Annotated in this window: 15 protein-coding genes; 8 read left to right on the top strand and 7 right to left on the bottom strand. The window is 39.5% G+C overall.

Annotated features, from left to right (window positions below; genetic code table 11):
• Positions 1-266 precede the first annotated feature (266 nt).
• From gyrA to dnaA, 7 genes are all read right to left on the bottom strand, one after another.
• Positions 267-2,771 carry a DNA gyrase subunit A gene (gene gyrA / locus AKG37_RS11710; RefSeq protein ID WP_060698963.1) on the bottom strand — a complete coding sequence of 835 codons (2,505 nt, stop codon included), beginning with the start codon at positions 2,769-2,771 and terminating at the stop codon, positions 267-269.
• Positions 2,772-3,003: 232 nt separating this feature from the next.
• Positions 3,004-4,920, bottom strand: a complete 1,917-nt coding sequence (gene gyrB / locus AKG37_RS11705; RefSeq protein WP_060698989.1) for a DNA topoisomerase (ATP-hydrolyzing) subunit B — start codon at positions 4,918-4,920, stop codon at positions 3,004-3,006.
• A gap of 57 nt (positions 4,921-4,977) precedes the next feature.
• A complete protein-coding gene (remB, locus tag AKG37_RS11700) occupies positions 4,978-5,223 on the bottom strand; it encodes an extracellular matrix regulator RemB (protein ID WP_039175827.1) in 246 nt (81 codons plus the stop codon).
• Between the two features lie 17 nt (positions 5,224-5,240).
• On the bottom strand, positions 5,241-6,353 hold the full coding sequence (gene recF / locus AKG37_RS11695; RefSeq protein WP_060698962.1) for a DNA replication/repair protein RecF: 1,113 nt from the start codon (positions 6,351-6,353) through the stop codon (positions 5,241-5,243).
• A gap of 16 nt (positions 6,354-6,369) precedes the next feature.
• Positions 6,370-6,585, bottom strand: coding sequence for a S4 domain-containing protein YaaA (gene yaaA / locus AKG37_RS11690; protein ID WP_048238335.1), 216 nt, complete (start codon positions 6,583-6,585; stop codon positions 6,370-6,372).
• 151 nt (positions 6,586-6,736) lie between these two features.
• A complete protein-coding gene (gene dnaN, locus AKG37_RS11685) occupies positions 6,737-7,873 on the bottom strand; it encodes a DNA polymerase III subunit beta (RefSeq protein ID WP_060698961.1) in 1,137 nt (378 codons plus the stop codon).
• A 196-nt stretch (positions 7,874-8,069) separates the two neighbouring features.
• Positions 8,070-9,410: a chromosomal replication initiator protein DnaA gene (dnaA, locus tag AKG37_RS11680; RefSeq protein WP_060698960.1), complete on the bottom strand. Its 1,341-nt coding sequence runs from the start codon at positions 9,408-9,410 to the stop codon at positions 8,070-8,072.
• A gap of 620 nt (positions 9,411-10,030) precedes the next feature.
• On the opposite strand from dnaA, the gene rpmH reads away from it, so the two are divergent.
• The 8 genes from rpmH to noc all read left to right on the top strand — a co-directional run bounded on the left by rpmH (position 10,031) and on the right by noc (position 17,563).
• Complete coding sequence (gene rpmH, locus AKG37_RS11675) at positions 10,031-10,165, top strand: 50S ribosomal protein L34 (RefSeq protein ID WP_008360908.1); 135 nt, start codon at positions 10,031-10,033, stop codon at positions 10,163-10,165.
• Positions 10,166-10,243: 78 nt separating this feature from the next.
• Entirely contained in the window at positions 10,244-10,603 is a 360-nt protein-coding gene (gene rnpA / locus AKG37_RS11670; protein ID WP_060698959.1) for a ribonuclease P protein component, read from the top strand.
• 158 nt (positions 10,604-10,761) lie between these two features.
• Positions 10,762-11,544 carry a YidC family membrane integrase SpoIIIJ gene (gene spoIIIJ, locus AKG37_RS11665; RefSeq protein WP_089374159.1) on the top strand — a complete coding sequence of 261 codons (783 nt, stop codon included), beginning with the start codon at positions 10,762-10,764 and terminating at the stop codon, positions 11,542-11,544.
• A complete protein-coding gene (jag, locus tag AKG37_RS11660) occupies positions 11,541-12,164 on the top strand; it encodes an RNA-binding cell elongation regulator Jag/EloR (RefSeq protein ID WP_060698958.1) in 624 nt (207 codons plus the stop codon). Before spoIIIJ ends, jag begins: the two co-directional genes overlap by 4 nt.
• A 401-nt stretch (positions 12,165-12,565) precedes the next feature.
• A complete protein-coding gene (gene mnmE / locus AKG37_RS11655) occupies positions 12,566-13,945 on the top strand; it encodes a tRNA uridine-5-carboxymethylaminomethyl(34) synthesis GTPase MnmE (protein WP_060698957.1) in 1,380 nt (459 codons plus the stop codon).
• A gap of 17 nt (positions 13,946-13,962) precedes the next feature.
• Positions 13,963-15,849, top strand: a complete 1,887-nt coding sequence (mnmG, locus tag AKG37_RS11650; RefSeq protein ID WP_060698956.1) for a tRNA uridine-5-carboxymethylaminomethyl(34) synthesis enzyme MnmG — start codon at positions 13,963-13,965, stop codon at positions 15,847-15,849.
• Between the two features lie 13 nt (positions 15,850-15,862).
• Positions 15,863-16,582 carry a 16S rRNA (guanine(527)-N(7))-methyltransferase RsmG gene (gene rsmG, locus AKG37_RS11645; protein WP_060698955.1) on the top strand — a complete coding sequence of 240 codons (720 nt, stop codon included), beginning with the start codon at positions 15,863-15,865 and terminating at the stop codon, positions 16,580-16,582.
• A gap of 105 nt (positions 16,583-16,687) precedes the next feature.
• Complete coding sequence (noc, locus tag AKG37_RS11640; protein WP_060698954.1) at positions 16,688-17,563, top strand: nucleoid occlusion protein; 876 nt, start codon at positions 16,688-16,690, stop codon at positions 17,561-17,563.
• The last annotated feature ends 10 nt before the right edge of the window (positions 17,564-17,573 follow it).

The following is a 17,573-nucleotide window of genomic DNA, read 5'->3' as shown; positions in this document are numbered from 1 at the left end:
GTCTTGTTTAGTTTTCAAAGAACTTGTGTGCCACTCTCTCAAAGCGACCACTTAAATATATCATATATCTCTATCAACAGTCAACATTTTTCTTAAAAAACATTTTATTTTTTTAAGAGGTTTCCACTGTAAAAGAGATAAAAAATAGAGCTTCTTTTTGCTCCTTTGAAAGATTAACACATATCTATGAAAAAAGCATTATAAATTTCAAAAAAACTCATGTTTTTTCACAAAAAAATAAAGCCGGTACTCCACCGGCTTTATTTTTACTCAGATTGCTCTTGATCTGACTCTATATTTTCTACGTTTTCTTCACTATTCTCTTCATCGTCTTCTTGTGATTGTTCAACTAATGCCACTGTAGCGACATGTTCCTCATCACCGAGACGAATCAGGCGGACACCTTGAGTGACTCGACCTGTTGTTGAAATGTCTGAAACGGCCATACGAATGATCACGCCGCTTCCTGTAATAATCATTAAGTCCTCTTCAGCCTCAGCATTCGTCGCCTTCACTGCGACAAGCGGACCATTGTTATCAGTAATCTTACATGTTTTAAGCCCTTTACCGCCACGACTTTGAACACGGTATTCTTTCTCAGGTGTTAATTTACCGTACCCTTTTTCGGTTACGATCAATACGTTTGCATCTGGCTCAAGAATTTCCATACCAACAACGATGTCATCCTCAGAAAGCGTAATGCCTTTCACTCCAGCTGCCGTACGTCCCATTTCACGAACGTCTGTCTCGTCAAAACGGATCAGCATACCCTTTTTCGTTCCAATGATGATTTGTTTTTCTCCATTGGTTAAACGAACAGCCATCAGTTCATCTTCGTCACGAAGACTTAGTGCAATAAGTCCATTGTTTCGAATGTTGGCAAACTGAGACAATGATGTTCGTTTTGATACACCGTGTCTTGTTGTAAAGAAGAGATATGAATCTTCATCAAATTCACTTACTGGAATAATGGCGTTAATCCATTCTCCCTTTTCCACTTCAAGAAGGTTGATAATCGGAATCCCTTTTGCCGTTCGTCCGAATTCAGGAATCTCATATCCCTTCGCACGATAGACCTTCCCTTTATTAGAGAAGAAGAGGATCGTATCGTGTGTCGATGTCGAAATCAGCTGTTCAACGAAGTCATCCTCATTGGTTCCCATACCTTGGACGCCTTTACCGCCTCTTTTTTGACTGCGGTATGTTGATGCAGGAAGACGTTTGATATAACCGTTATGAGTCAGCGTAATCACGATATTCTCAACAGGAATCAGATCTTCGTCTTCAATTGTTTCAATACCTGCTGTCACAATTTCAGTACGGCGTGTATCATTGAAGCGTTCTTTGATTTCAGTTAATTCTTCTCTGATGATTTCAAGAACTTTTTCGTTGTCTGCTAAGATGGCTTTCAATTCAGCAATCAAATCAACAAGTCCTTTGTATTCTTCTTCTATCTTTTCTCTTTCCAAACCAGTTAAGCGCTGTAGTCGCATATCAAGGATGGCCTGTGCTTGTTTTTCGGATAAGCTATAGTTCTCCATTAAGCCATTTCTTGCGATTTCAGCAGTTTGAGAGCTTCTAATTAATGAAATGACTTCATCTAAGTGATCAAGGGCAATTCTTAAACCTTCTAGAATATGAGCTCTTGCTTCAGCTTTACGAAGTTCATACGCAGTTCTTCTGCGAATGATCACTTTTTGATGCTCTAGGTAATATTCAAGACATTGTTTGAGGGACAAAACTTTCGGCTGTCCATCGACAAGTGCCAATAAGTTGATTCCAAATGATGTTTGAAGTGTTGTCTGTTTATAAAGATTGTTTAATAGAACATGGGCATTTGCGTCTCTGCGAAGTTCAATCACAATCCGCATCCCATTACGATCGGATTCGTCACGAAGATCTGTAATACCATCAATCTTTTTATCCCGTACAAGATCAGCAATTTTTTCGATCAAACGAGCTTTGTTGACCTGATATGGAATTTCATTGATAACAATCCGCTGTTTGCCGCTGGATGTTTCTTCAATGATAGACTTTGCACGTAATGTAATAGAGCCACGGCCTGTTTCATATGCCTTGCGGATTCCGCTTCGACCAATGATTTGTCCCGCAGTTGGGAAGTCCGGTCCTGGAATGATCTCCATTAGTTCCTGTGTTGTCATCTCTGGGTTCTGGCTAATCGCAAGTACACCGTCAATGACTTCACCTAATTGATGTGGCGGGATGTTGGTAGCCATCCCTACAGCAATACCTGTTGCCCCGTTGACTAATAAGTTTGGGAATCGAGCAGGCATAACGATTGGTTCTCTTTCACTGCCATCGTAGTTATCTTGATAATCAATCGTATCCTTGGTGATATCACGCAGGATTTCCATTGAGATTTTTGATAGACGCGCCTCAGTATAACGCATCGCTGCTGCACTGTCTCCGTCGACAGAACCAAAGTTTCCATGTCCTTCAACCAGCATGTTACGATAGTTGAAATCTTGCGCCATCCGAACCATCGCTTCGTATACAGCGCTGTCACCGTGAGGGTGGTACTTACCGATAACTTCCCCAACGATACGTGCAGATTTCTTAAATGGTTTATCACTTGTCATACCTAGGTCATTCATCGCATACAAAATTCTTCGATGCACGGGCTTCAATCCGTCTCGCACATCTGGTAATGCACGCGAAACAATAACACTCATTGCATAATCTAAAAAGGACGTACGCATTTCTTGACTAATATTCACTTCGCGCACATTTGGTGTATGTTGTTCACTCACTATAAGAACCTCCCTTTACGTATCACATGAAATAAATTATGTGGGAGTAAAATATGTATTTATCTTCACAAGACTATTCTCCATTATATCAATAATCTCGGCTTTATACACATTAATTTACTAGAAAATCAACGAAAACACGGAAAACCAGGACATTCGTTTCACACGCCTATTTCTTGAAAAACAACCTTATTCCAAACAAGAAATAAGGTTGTTCTCAGGAGGGAGCTATCTAAATATCAAGGTTTTTCACGTATTGTGCATTTTCTTCGATAAAGTTCCGTCTCGGCTCTACTTTATCTCCCATCAGCATTTCAAATGTCTCATCAGCATCCATCGCATCCTCAAGTGTGACTTGAAGAAGTGTTCTTGCTCCAGGATCCATTGTTGTTTCCCAAAGCTGAGTAGCATTCATCTCTCCAAGACCTTTATAACGCTGAAGTCCAGGCTTTGGTGTTTGAGGCAGTGATTTTAACAGCACATCCAGCTGTTTATCGTTATACACGTACTCCACACGCTTTCCTTGCTGCACTTTATATAAAGGCGGCTGCGCAATATACACATAACCGTTTTCAATGATTTGACGCATGTAACGATAGAAGAATGTTAAGAGCAGCGTTCGGATATGCGCTCCATCCACATCGGCATCTGTCATGATCACAACTTTGTGATAACGAGCTTTCTCTAAAGTGAAGTCTTCTCCGATTCCAGTTCCTAACGCTGTAATCATTGCACGAACTTCGTTGTTCGATAAAATTTTATCTAATCGGGCTTTTTCAACGTTTAGGATTTTCCCTCTTAACGGTAAGATCGCTTGGAAGTGACGATCACGTCCTTGCTTCGCAGATCCGCCCGCAGAATCTCCCTCTACGATATAAAGCTCAGAGATGGAAGGGTCTTTAGAAGAACAATCCGCCAGTTTCCCAGGTAAGCTGGAGACTTCCAAAGCACTTTTACGTCTTGTCAGCTCACGAGCCTTTTTGGCAGCCATTCTTGCACGAGCCGCCATCAGTCCCTTTTCCACAATTTTTTTCGCAGAATCAGGATTTTCAAGCAAGAATTTCTCAAGTGCTTCTGAGAAAAGGGAGTCTGTGATCGTTCTCGCTTCAGAGTTCCCAAGCTTTGTCTTCGTTTGTCCTTCGAATTGAGGGTCTGGATGTTTGATGGAGATAATGGCGGTTAAGCCTTCTCGCACATCTTCACCGCTCAAATTCGCATCTCCATCTTTGAATACGCCATTTTTACGAGCATAATCATTGATGACACGCGTTAGACCAGTTTTAAAGCCGGCTTCGTGTGTTCCGCCTTCATACGTGTTGATATTGTTGGCGAAGGAATAAATATTGCTTGTATAAGAATCGTTGTATTGTAGTGCCACTTCCACCGTGATTCCGTCTTTTTCACCTTCGATGTAAACAGGCTCTTCATGAACGACTTCTTTTGAACGATTTAAATGTTCTACATAGCTCTTAATACCGCCTTCATAGCAGTACTCATTTTTCCGCTCTTTGCCTTCACGTAAGTCTTCAATGATGATGTTTACACCTTTTGTTAAGAAAGCTAACTCACGTACACGGTTGGCAAGTGTATCGTAATCAAATTCAATGGTTTCATTGAAAATTTCTGGATCTGGCACAAAGTGAGTAGTTGTCCCGGTTACATCTGTTTCACCAATAACCTCTAAATCTCCAACTGGAACACCGCGTTTGAACTGTTGATAATGGATTTTCCCGTCACGGTATACGGTCACGTCTAAGGTAGTAGATAACGCATTTACAACAGATGCCCCTACTCCATGCAGACCGCCAGATACTTTATAACCGCTGCCATCAAATTTACCGCCAGCGTGAAGAACAGTCATAATGACCTCTACAGCAGGACGTCCCATTTTCTCATGAATTCCAACTGGAATCCCGCGGCCATTATCTTTCACTGTAATACTATTATCTTTTTCAATTTGAACTGTAATGTCTGTACAATAACCAGCTAATGCCTCATCAATACTGTTGTCGACAATTTCCCATACAAGATGGTGAAGTCCTTTTGCATTGGTTGACCCAATGTACATTCCTGGACGTTTTCTAACAGCTTCAAGTCCTTCGAGCACCTGTATCTGATTTTCATCATAACTATTATGTTGCTGTTCCATTGCCACGTACATTCACCTACACTTTTCTTAAACGATATATTTATATGAATTGAGCTTTTAGACTTCAATTTCAATCACAAATGAAGCACGTTTTTTGAGCGTGCTTGAGGAAAGAGGAGAGTAATAAACAGATTCAGTTGTGACGACGATGGATTTGGGTGTCCCTTGTGATAACGAAATGATTTGTTTCTCTTGTTTTTGAAGAAACTCTTCTACAACAGAAGATGACCTCATTTTGTAATCAACAATTGCGACAATCTCTCGTGTAGAAACAACACAATCATCACCTAAATGAATATACAAGACTCACACCTCATTTATCAGTCAATTACTTTTCCACTGGCTACTCTGAAAATTTCCGCTTCTTTCAAGGTAGCGTGGTCGATGCCTTCAACACTTGTTGTGGTGACGAAGGTCTGTACACGTCCCTGAATGGTATGGAGCAAATGAGACTGTCTGTAATCATCAAGTTCAGATAAAACATCATCGAGAAGAAGAATAGGATATTCTCCGATTTCTTCATGGATCAGATCAATTTCTGCCAGCTTTAGTGAAAGAGCTGTTGTTCTTTGCTGTCCTTGAGAGCCATATGTCTGAACATCCCGACCATTCACAAAGAAAAGCAGATCATCTCTGTGAGGTCCCCACAGTGTCACCCCTCGGTCTATTTCTCTGTCTCTTAGTTTCTGAAACGATTCTTCATAGCTATTCTTTATTTTCGACAAGTCTGACGCTTCTGATACCTCTATTGCCGTCTGGTATTGGAGCGTGAGAGTTTCTAGCTCTCTAGAGATCCCAAAATGCAACGGCTGCGCCCATTTTTCGAGCTGTTTCGTAAAAGTCAGTCGTCTTTTGACAACTTTCGCTGCCACATCAATCAACTGCTCTGTTAAAATCTCCAGCATCGCTTGATCCGTTTGCTTTCTTGTCTGCAATTGTTTCAAGTAATGATTCCGCTGAGAAAGGATTTTTTGATAGAGCGATAAATCATGCAAGTAGACAGCAGAAACCTGTCCAATCTCCATATCGAGGAATCTTCTGCGGATCTGCGGGCTGCCCTTCACAAGACTTAAGTCCTCTGGTGCAAACATGATGGTGTTTAACGCACCAACATAATGACTGAGCTTCTGTTGTTCAATATGATTGACCTTGCCCTTCTTCCCTTTTTTTGAGATCACGAGCTGCATGGGGAGTGGACCATTTTTTTTAATGACTCTACCTTCTATTTTAGCATAGTCTTGGTCCCATCGGATAAGTTCTTTATCATTTGACGTACGATGAGACTTTGCCATCGACAATACATAGATCGCTTCCATCAAGTTTGTTTTCCCTTGGGCATTCTCACCGATCATGACATTCACCTTATTGTCGAATTGAAGCTCGGTGTGTTCATAGTTTCGGTATGAAGTTAACGCCAGACTTTGAATGTACATGTATTGTCACCCGTTTCTAATTCACAACTTGAAATGCGCCGTAACCTTCTATCTCGACAACATCTCCTGGGTATAGTTTGCGTCCCCGTCTATTATCTGGCTCTTGATTAATGAACACCTCATGTTCACTTAAAAACCATTTCGCCATTCCGCCAGATTGGATGACTTCGGCTAATTTCAAAAACTGCCCTAATGTAATCATTTCTGTTTCAATGGTTATAAGATTAGGCATTGTATCGACCTCTTTCAATATCACTAATATCTAATTGTACTAAAAAACAAGACAAGAAGGAAAGGGGGAAAGCGAACTGGGATGAAAGAAAGCATGGCTAATGAGAAGAAAAGCTACTGTGCACTCACACAGCAGCTATTTTAGGATTGAATTAATACGTTCTTACCGGAAGAATCAATTGCAAGATAGAATCATCATTCGGTGTACGCAACAGGAACGGTCTCATCGCACCAGTGAAGCTTACATGAATATCTGTTCCCTCTAATACTTTTAACGCATCCAGCATATATTTGGGACTGAAGGAGATTTTGAGATCCTCCCCTTTAATGTTATCTGCTTGAACCGTCTCCACCACTTTCCCGATCTCAGGTGAATTAGAAGAGATTTCAAGGCTTTGTTCAGGATCAGCAGACAGCTTGACGACATTGTTACGTCCTTCTCTTGCCAGAAGTGATGCACGATCAATGGCTTGAAGGAACTCTTTCGTGTTAACCACGACATCTGTTTTACTTTCTTGAGGAATCAGCCGAGCTGTATCTGGATAATTACCATCCAGCAATCTTGAGAAGAAAAGTACGTTTTGTGCTTTAAAAAGAACTTGCGTTTCTGTAATAACGATGCTGACAAGATCTTGTCCATCATCAAGAATTTTACTTAGCTCTGTTAAACTTTTCCCTGGAATCACGACATTATACGAGCTTTCCTCGTTAATATCTAACTTCGCTTTTCTTAAAGCAAGACGATGGCTATCCGTCGCTGTGCATATTAATTCACCGTTTTCCACTTTCCAGTTTACACCTGTCAAGATAGGTCGTGTTTCTGAGGTGGACACCGCAAAAACAGTTTGACGAATCAAGTTTTTCAGCAGGTCTGTTGGAATTTGAAATGCATGATGCTCTTCAATTTGTGGAAGATGCGGATATTCTTCAGCGTCTAATCCGTTTAAGTTAAATTCGGCTGAACCAGAGCGGATGATGGTCAGGTGATTTTGTTCTACTTCGATTTCGACAGTAGCCATTGGCAACTTCTTCACAATTTCACTAAAGAAGCGGGCCTGAAGAACAATACTTCCTGGACGATCGATCGTGATAACCTCTAAATCTCCATCTCTTTGAGGAATAAAAGATTCAATTGAGATATCAGAATCGCTCCCTGTTAAAGAAACCCCTTCATCAGATGCAACAATTTTAATCCCTGTCAAAATAGGAATCGTTGTTCTAGAGGATACGGCCTTTAATACATCTTGGACACTTTCAACAAGACGATCTTTTTGAATCGTGAATTTCATAGTGGTCCTCCTAAATTTTCTTAATGACATGTATATATATTTTATTAATAAAAATCGTAGAAGTAATAGTAGGGCTTGTGAATATGTGGATAAGTCAGTGAAAAGAAAGGAAAGACAGCCTATCCACATGTGGACAGACTGTGTATGACTATGCTCAAGTTATTCACATTTTCCCGTACTTATTATATCAGCTTGGCTATTTTAATTGTTCTTTAATTTCTTTGACATGCTGCTGAAGCTGTTCATCTTCAACGATTAATTTCGAAATCTTCTCATGAGCATGAATGACAGTCGTATGATCACGACCGCCAAATTCTTCTCCTATTTTAGGCAGAGAGGAATCGGTCATTTCTCTAGAGAGGTACATAGCAATTTGTCTTGGATAAGCAACTGACTTCGTACGTTTCTTCGCTTTGAAATCTTCTAATCGAATATTAAATTGCTGCCCTACAATTCTTTGAATATCTTTAATTGTAATGACTCTTGGCTTCGATGAAGGAATGATGTCTTTTAGCGCCTCAGCTGCTAGATCTGCATTGATGTCTTTATTAATTAAAGATGAGTAAGCAACGACACGAATTAAAGCACCCTCCAGCTCACGAATGTTGCTGTCGATTTGATTGGCAATGTACAGCATGACTTCATTCGGAATGTCTAGGCCTTCTGCTTTTGCTTTTTTTCGCAAAATGGCAATACGCGTTTCTAGATCTGGCGGGGTAATATCTGTGATTAAGCCCCATTCGAATCGAGAGCGTAATCTGTCTTCAAGTGTCGGAATTTCTTTTGGCGGGCGGTCACTAGAAATGACGATTTGCTTACTTTCTTCGTGAAGTGTGTTGAATGTATGGAAAAACTCTTCTTGTGTTTGTTCTTTTCCTGCTAAAAATTGAATATCATCTATCAAAAGCACATCTACATTCCGATATCGATTACGGAAGTCGACAGCCTTGTTATCTCGGATTGAGTTGATAAATTCATTTGTAAATTTTTCAGATGATAGATAGACTACTTTGGCTGATGGATTATGGTCAATTACATAATGACCAATCGCATGCATCAAGTGAGTCTTTCCTAAACCAACGCCCCCATAAATAAAAAGCGGGTTATATGCTTTTGCTGGTGCTTCTGCAACTGCAAGTGAAGCGGCATGAGCAAAACGGTTGCCTGAACCAATAACAAAAGTATCAAATGTATATTTTGGATTCAGCATATTTTGTGGAATGTCAACGGGCTCTTCTTTAGACATTTTTTTAATTGGAGACTTAGGCATAGCTTCCTCTTCGTCCTGATTTTGAGGAATAATAAATTTAATGCTGAGCTCTTCACCTGTCAGTTCATAGATGGTATCAGCAATTAAGTGAAGATATCTTGACTCCAGCCAGTCTCTAGCAAATTCATTAGGTGCCGTAATTGTAAGCGTATCTCCCTGAAGAGAATGGGCTTTTGTGGATTTCATCCATGTCTCAAAACTGGGTTTGCTCAATTTTGTCTCTATTTTTTGAAGTGCTTTATTCCACAGATCCAAAATATTTTCCATAAGGCTTCTCCCCCCTCCTTTTCTTTTTAAAATGACCAGTATCAAACTGTTATAGAACACGAAAAAGAGCAAATGGTCATCACCATTCGTGCACATACATTGTTGAAAACAATTAATATAGTAGAAAAACGTCTTTTCGACAAATTACACAAGCTGTGGATAAACAATTCAACAAGCTGTGTAATAACTTTCCACAGGTTATCCACAAATTGTGGATAATATAAATAGGCCAGATAAGTAATTAAGAGTTAAAACACAAATATAATATCAAAATAAACAAGATGGCGCAATGGGTGTCACAAACTTATCCACACACTTTACATCCTGTTGAAAAATAATTATCCACATCAGTTATTTGTGTGAAAAAAATGTCGATAATGGATGTGGATAGTCTAAATATGCCGGAAAACTATCCACACCCTAGTTTTGAAGGTCTTTTAGGAGGGAAAAAAGAATAAAATGCTGGAAACTGAAAAAGAAGGTTTCTTCGTTTGATAACTTATGTTATGCTTATAAGGTTGATAATAAGAGTTTTATCATTGATATTGACAATTGATAGGTTACACAAATATAATGAGTTAGACTGTCTTAAACAGCTATTCCTCAGGGAGGTGTCATAAATGAAAAGAACGTTTCAACCAAATAACCGTAAGCGTAGTAAAGTTCATGGCTTCCGCAGCCGTATGAGTTCTAAAAACGGACGTCTAGTTTTAAAGCGACGCCGCAGCAAAGGTAGAAAAAAATTATCAGCTTAGGCCACTGAATAATGTCAGTGGTCTTTTTTACATAAAATCGTAAATGAACTGTCAGTTTTTATCGGAGTGGAAGAAGACATGAAGAAGCGAAACAGGCTAAAAAAAAATGAAGAGTTTCAAAAAGTGTTCAAAAAAGGTCAATCGATGGCAAATCGCCAATTCGTTATTTACCAGCTGGATCAACCAGATCAACATGAACTGCGTTTAGGATTGTCTGTCAGTAAGAAGATTGGTAATGCAGTGATGAGAAATCGAATTAAACGACTGATCCGCCAGGTGTTTTTAGAGGAAGGTCATAAGTTAAAGCAAGAAAAAGACTACATTGTCATTGCACGAAAACCAGCGAGTGAATTGACCTTTGAAGAAACAAAGAAGTCTCTCCAACATTTATTTAGAAAATCCGCTGTTTATCAACAACAACCGAAAAAGTCTTCGTAATAGAAACTTTCGTTGAATCAATTTTTAAAAGCGCTTCCTTCATCTAGTGAATTAAAATGAAACCGCCACTTTATAAAGAAAAAATGTTACCATACTGATTAGGTGAGTCACTTTCGTAATCAATTCCAACTTAAATAAAGTTTGAAGTAATGGGAGGAATCTTGTTGAAAAGGCGATTATTACTAATATTTAGCTTGATTGGCGTATTGGTTCTATTGGCAGGATGTACACAGATCAATGAACCAATTACATCAGATAGTAAGGGATTCTGGAATTCTTATATTGTTTACCCGCTATCTCAATTAATTACGTACATGGCAAACTTAACTGGTGAAAACTATGGTGTAGCGATTATTATTGTGACACTGTTAATTCGTTTGCTTATTTTACCATTAATGATTAAGCAGTTAAGAAGTACAAAAGCGATGCAAGCATTGCAGCCTGAATTGAAAAAGCTTCGTGAAAAATATAGCTCTAAAGATCAAAAAACACAGCAGCAGCTTCAACAGGAAACAATGGCCCTTTTTCAAAAAAATGGTGTCAATCCATTAGCAGGATGTTTCCCAATTTTAATTCAGATGCCAATCCTTATTGGTTTCTATCATGCAATTATGAGAACAGCAGAAATTAAAAAGCATACATTCTTATGGTTTGATTTAGGTAGCCCAGATCCATTGTTCCTATTACCGATTATTGCGGGTGTAGCGACTTTCATTCAGCAAAAGCTGATGATGGCTGGAAATCCTTCGGACAACCCTCAAATGGCTATCATGCTATGGGTGATGCCGATAATGATCATTGTATTTGCAATTAGTTTCCCAGCAGCACTTTCACTGTACTGGGTTGTAGGTAATATTTTCATGATCATTCAAACATTGGTGATTAAAACACCTCAAGTAAAAGTTGATACAAAAGAAAAAGCTGGCGGGAATAAAAAATGAAGGAAATAACTGCTGTCGGTCGCACAATCGAAGAAGCAGTAGATTCCGGACTTAAACAAATTCATCTACTACAAGAAGAAGTAGACATCACAATAGTAGATGAAGGAAATAAAGGGTTTTTGGGATTTTTTGGTAAAAGGAAAGCTGTCGTCAAGTTAGTAGAAAAGAGAAATGCTCTCAAATTAGCTACACAGTATTTAGATAAAATTGTTAAATCCATTGATCCTAAAGCAAAAATTATTTCCAAACAGGAGCCGAAAAAGATTTCTTTCCACATTGATGGAGATAAAACATCATTAATGATTGGAAAAAGAGGACAAACATTGTACTCTTTAGAAACGTTGGTACAGCTAGTGTTTAATCGTTATTCTGATCAGTATCATCATATAACAATTGATATTGGAGATTACAGGAAGAAACGACAAGAAGCACTTGAACAATATGCCATTAAGACAGCAAATCGTGTTTTAAAAACGAAGAGAAAGGTTCATTTAGAACCTATGCCTTCGAATGAACGGAAAATTGTTCATGATGCGATTGCTGCATTTTCTAAAGAAATTGCAACAGCATCGGAAGATACAGGCAGCAAACGTCATGTAGTGGTGCTGTATAAAAAATAGCAGAAAGGCTAAGATTCAGCAAAGCTGGATTTTAGCCTTTTTTTATTGAAAAATTACCTTTTTATAGAGATTCATACTTTATTTCTAAAAAGTGAGTGTGTGTTTTGATTGAAAAACGCCATTTTTGCAAGTGAGTAAAGGGATAAAGGCGTTTAAATTTATTGGATTTAGGTGTAAGATGTGAAGACAAGTTGAGAACCTCGTTATTCACATGTGGATAAGTTAAATGTTAAAATAGATAAGATGTGAAGCTGTGGATAATTGTATATAGGATACTTTCACTTCGCTTTCATTTATGGTATCTTTAAATTTTGGATTAAGCGTTTTTGATATAGAGATGGACATTGTCCATTTAATAGATAACAGACTGTCTATTAAGTAGAGAAAGAGGTGAATGAGCGATGGATACAATTGCAGCAATTTCTACACCGATGGGTGAAGGGGCAATTGCAATTATTCGTTTAAGCGGGCCTGATGCGGTACAGATTGCTGATCGGATGTATAAAGGGCCTAAGGAGAAAAAGCTTGTCTCGGTGGACTCTCATACGATTCATTATGGTCATATTGTGGATTCTAGCACTGATCAAGTAATAGAAGAGGTCATGGTGTCAGTATTAAGAGCGCCAAAAACATTTACGAGAGAAGACGTTATTGAGATCAACTGTCATGGCGGAATTGTAACGGTTAATAAAGTATTGCAGCTTGCTTTAAGAGAAGGAGCAAGATTAGCGGAGCCAGGTGAGTTTACAAAACGTGCTTTCTTAAATGGAAGAATTGATCTTTCGCAAGCAGAAGCGGTCATGGACTTGATTCGCGCAAAGACAGATCGTGCGATGAATGTAGCGATCACTCAAATGGAGGGACGCCTCTCCGGTTTGATTAAACGACTTCGCGGCGAGATTTTGGAAACACTTGCCCATGTTGAAGTCAATATTGATTATCCTGAGTATGACGATGTTGAAGAAATGACTCATCGTGTCTTAGTTGAAAAGGCAACATCAGTTAAAAAGGAAATTGAATCGCTGTTAACGACTTCTCAGCAGGGGAAAATACTTCGCGAGGGCTTATCCACTGTCATTATCGGAAGACCGAATGTTGGGAAGTCTTCCTTGCTGAATAGTCTTGTTCAGGAAACAAAAGCGATTGTGACGGATATTCCTGGAACAACGAGAGATGTCATTGAGGAATATGTAAATGTCAGAGGTGTACCGCTTCGTTTAGTCGATACTGCAGGTATACGTGAGACTGAGGACATTGTTGAGCGTATAGGAGTTGAACGGTCGAGACAGGTCTTAAAAGAAGCTGACCTGATTTTACTTGTGCTCAATTATAGCGAGGAACTATCAGAAGAGGATATCAAACTTTTTGAGGCTGTCTCAGGCATGGATATCATCGTGATCGTGAATAAGACAGATCTTGAGCCTAAGCTTGATATCGAAAAGGTCAAGCAGTTAGCGAAGGATCGTCCAGTGGTGACTACGTCATTATTACAGGAAAAGGGGATTGATGAGCTTGAAATCGCGATTCAATCACTATTCTTCACGGGTTCAATTGAAAGTGGAGATTTAACGTATGTTAGTAACACAAGGCATATTGCCCTCCTTCAAGCAGCAAAACAATCAATTGAGGATGCTCTTGAAGGAATTGAAATGGATATACCGATCGACATTGTTCAAATAGATTTAACACGCTGCTGGGAGCAGCTAGGTGAAATTATTGGGGATGCTGTTCATGAAAGCTTGATTGATCAGTTATTCTCTCAATTCTGTTTAGGAAAGTAAAGGGAGGAACATAAGAAATGGGTTATGAAGCTGGCAATTATGACGTAATCGTCGTGGGTGCCGGTCATGCTGGAGTTGAGGCTGCTCTTGCTTCTGCAAGACAGGGCGCCAAAACACTTGTATTGACTATCAACCTCGATATGGTTGCTTTTATGCCATGTAATCCGTCCGTAGGCGGCCCCGCAAAAGGGATTGTCGTCAGAGAAATTGATGCTCTAGGCGGAGAAATGGCACGAAATATAGATAAAACGCATATTCAAATGCGCATGTTGAATACGGGGAAAGGACCTGCTGTCCGTGCGTTAAGAGCGCAAGCAGATAAGTTCCAATATCAGCATGAAATGAAAAAAACGATGGAAAATGAACCGAACCTAACAATGCTGCAAGGTATGGTGGATCATTTAATTGTAGAAGATGATGAATGTAAAGGTGTCGTTACTCAAACAGGGGCGAACTATCGTGCAAAATCTGTTGTATTAACGACAGGAACTTTCCTAAAAGGCCGCATTATTTTAGGGGACTTATCGTATTCAAGCGGTCCAAATAACCAGCAGCCTTCAATTAAATTATCGGATCATTTAGCAGAGCTAGGATTCGACTTGGTTCGCTTTAAAACAGGAACACCTCCTCGAGTGAATAGCCACTCGATTGATTATAGCAAGACAGAAATTCAGCCTGGAGATGATGTCCCGCGGGCGTTCTCCTATGAAACGGTTGAATATATCACAGACCAGCTGCCATGCTGGTTAACTTACACGAGTTTAGAGACTCATCAAATTATTGATGAAAATCTTCACCGTTCTCCAATGTATTCAGGTATGATTAAAGGAACTGGTCCTAGATACTGCCCGTCTATTGAAGATAAAGTAGTTCGTTTCAATGACAAACCGAGACATCAAATTTTCTTAGAGCCAGAAGGTCGTAATACACAGGAAGTTTATGTTCAAGGTTTGTCGACAAGTCTTCCGGAGGATGTACAGCAGCGTATGCTTTCAACTATCCCGGGACTCGAGAATGTTCAAATGATGAGAGCGGGTTATGCCATCGAGTATGATGCGATTGTGCCTACTCAGTTGTGGCCTACACTTGAGACAAAGAAAATTTCTGGATTATATACAGCAGGTCAAATTAATGGCACGTCTGGCTATGAAGAAGCAGCAGGTCAAGGGATTATGGCGGGTATTAATGCAGGAAGAAAAGCATTAGGTAAAGAAGAAGTCATTTTAAGCCGCTCTGATGCATATATCGGTGTTCTCATCGATGACCTTGTCACAAAAGGAACAAATGAACCTTATCGTCTCTTGACGTCACGTGCTGAGTATCGTCTACTTCTACGTCATGACAATGCTGACTTAAGATTAACTGAACTTGGCCATCAAATTGGATTAATTTCTGAAGAAAGATTCCAATCATATCAGCAGAAAAAAGAAGCCATTGAAGCAGAGAAAAAACGTTTATATTCTGTCATCATTAAACCTACAGCTGAGACACAAGAATTTATTCGTTCGCTTGGTGGAAGTGAGTTGAAGGATGGCATTCGTGCAAGTGATTTGATGAAGCGTCCAGAAATGAACTATGAATCTGTTGTGAAATTAGCACCTTCTGAAACACCGCTTCCTTCTGATGTGTGTGAGCAGGTAGAGATTCAAATTAAATACGAAGGTTATATTGAAAAGTCACTCCAGCAAGTTGAAAAACTGAAAAAGATGGAGAACAAAAAGATTCCTGATCGTATTGATTATGATGCCATTAAAGGGATTGCAACTGAAGCGAAACAAAAGCTGAAAGAAGTCCGACCGCTTTCTGTTGCACAGGCTTCTCGTATTTCAGGCGTTAACCCTGCTGATATTTCTATCCTTTTAGTATATTTAGAGCAGGGCCGTATTGCGAAGATAGCAGAATAGAAAGGATGTCGGCATGAACATTGAACAATTTACAGCAGCACTAGAGGAGAAAGAGATAACTCTTTCTCCTGTGCAGCTTGAACAATTTGAAACTTACTTCCGCATGCTTGTAGAATGGAACGAGAAGATGAATTTAACGTCCATTACTGAAAAGGAAGAAGTGTATTTAAAGCATTTTTATGATTCAATATCAGCAGCATTTTTTATTGATTTTCACAAAGTGACGACGATTTGTGATATTGGAGCTGGTGCTGGTTTCCCAAGCATTCCTCTTAAAATTTGTTTCCCTCATCTACATGTGACCATTGTTGATTCTCTTCAGAAACGGATTACGTTTCTCAATGAGTTAGCAAAAGGGTTAAACTTACAAGATACTACTTTTTATCATGATCGTGCGGAGACGTTTGGACAACGCAAGGAGAAGCGTGAAAGCTATGATCTTGTCACTGCTAGAGCAGTTGCGCGTTTATCCGTCTTGAGCGAACTATGCCTGCCTCTAGTGAAAAAGGAAGGATTGTTTGTTGCCTTAAAAGCATCTGCCGCTGATGAAGAAATGCAGGCAGGGAAAAAAGCTGTTACAGTCCTCGGAGGAGAGGTTGTTGAAAAGCATTCCTTTGTTCTTCCTTTAGAAGAAAGCGAACGGAACATCATTGTCATTGAAAAGAAAAAGCAAACACCAAAAAAATATCCTAGAAAACCAGGAACACCTAATAAATCACCAATAGAAGGTTGATCATGTAAAAGATCGTTTTTTCTTCAATATTTATGATTTTACAGAAGGAAAAAACATGAGAAAATAGAATTATAAAAAGGTAGTTTTTAAAGGTGGTGTAGGTTCATGAAGCATTCACTCTCACGCTTCTTCGGGCTTGGTGACAAAGAACATCCTGAGCGTGAAACCGAAATAGAGGCAGAGATTGCTGAGCATGATACATTAAAGGAAGAGATACAGGAGCTCCCGGTCGACACAATTATGCCAAACCGTTTTCAGCCACGCACCATTTTTTCAGAAGAAAAAATACAAGAGCTGGCCACGACGATTCATACCCATGGCATTATCCAACCGATTGTTGTTAGACCAACAGAAGAAGAAGGAAAATATGAACTGATCGCCGGCGAAAGACGTTGGAGAGCGGTACAGACTCTTCAATGGGAGAAAATCCCCGCTATTATAAAAGATTTTACTGATACAGAAACGGCATCTGTGGCATTAATTGAAAATTTGCAAAGAGAAGAGCTGTCTGCTATTGAAGAGGCTCATGCTTATGCACGTCTTTTAGAGCTTCATGATTTAACACAAGAAGCGCTTGCTCAGCGTCTAGGCAAGGGACAATCTACTGTTGCAAACAAATTAAGACTTTTAAAGTTGCCTGAAGAGGTACAACAGGCCATTTTAGAGAAAAAAATCTCAGAGAGGCATGCCCGTTCACTTGTGCCTTTAAAGCTTCCAGAATTACAAATTACGCTATTGCAGGAAATCATCGAAAAGCAGTTGAATGTGAAACAGACTGAAGAGCGTGTAGTGAAGATGCTTGAACAAAAAACAGATCGCAAACCAAAGCCAAAACGTAAGGCGTTTAGTCGTGATACACGAATTGCGATGAATACCATTCGTCAGTCTCTCCATATGGTAGAAGACAGTGGACTTAAAATAAATACCGAGGAAGAAGAATTTGAGGAATATATCCAATTAACGATTCGCATTCCTAAATAGAAAAAAGCTG

The organism is Bacillus australimaris (assembly GCF_001307105.1).
Taxonomy (GTDB): Bacteria; Bacillota; Bacilli; order Bacillales; family Bacillaceae; genus Bacillus; species Bacillus australimaris.
This window is presented reverse-complemented; position numbering and strand designations above follow the sequence as displayed.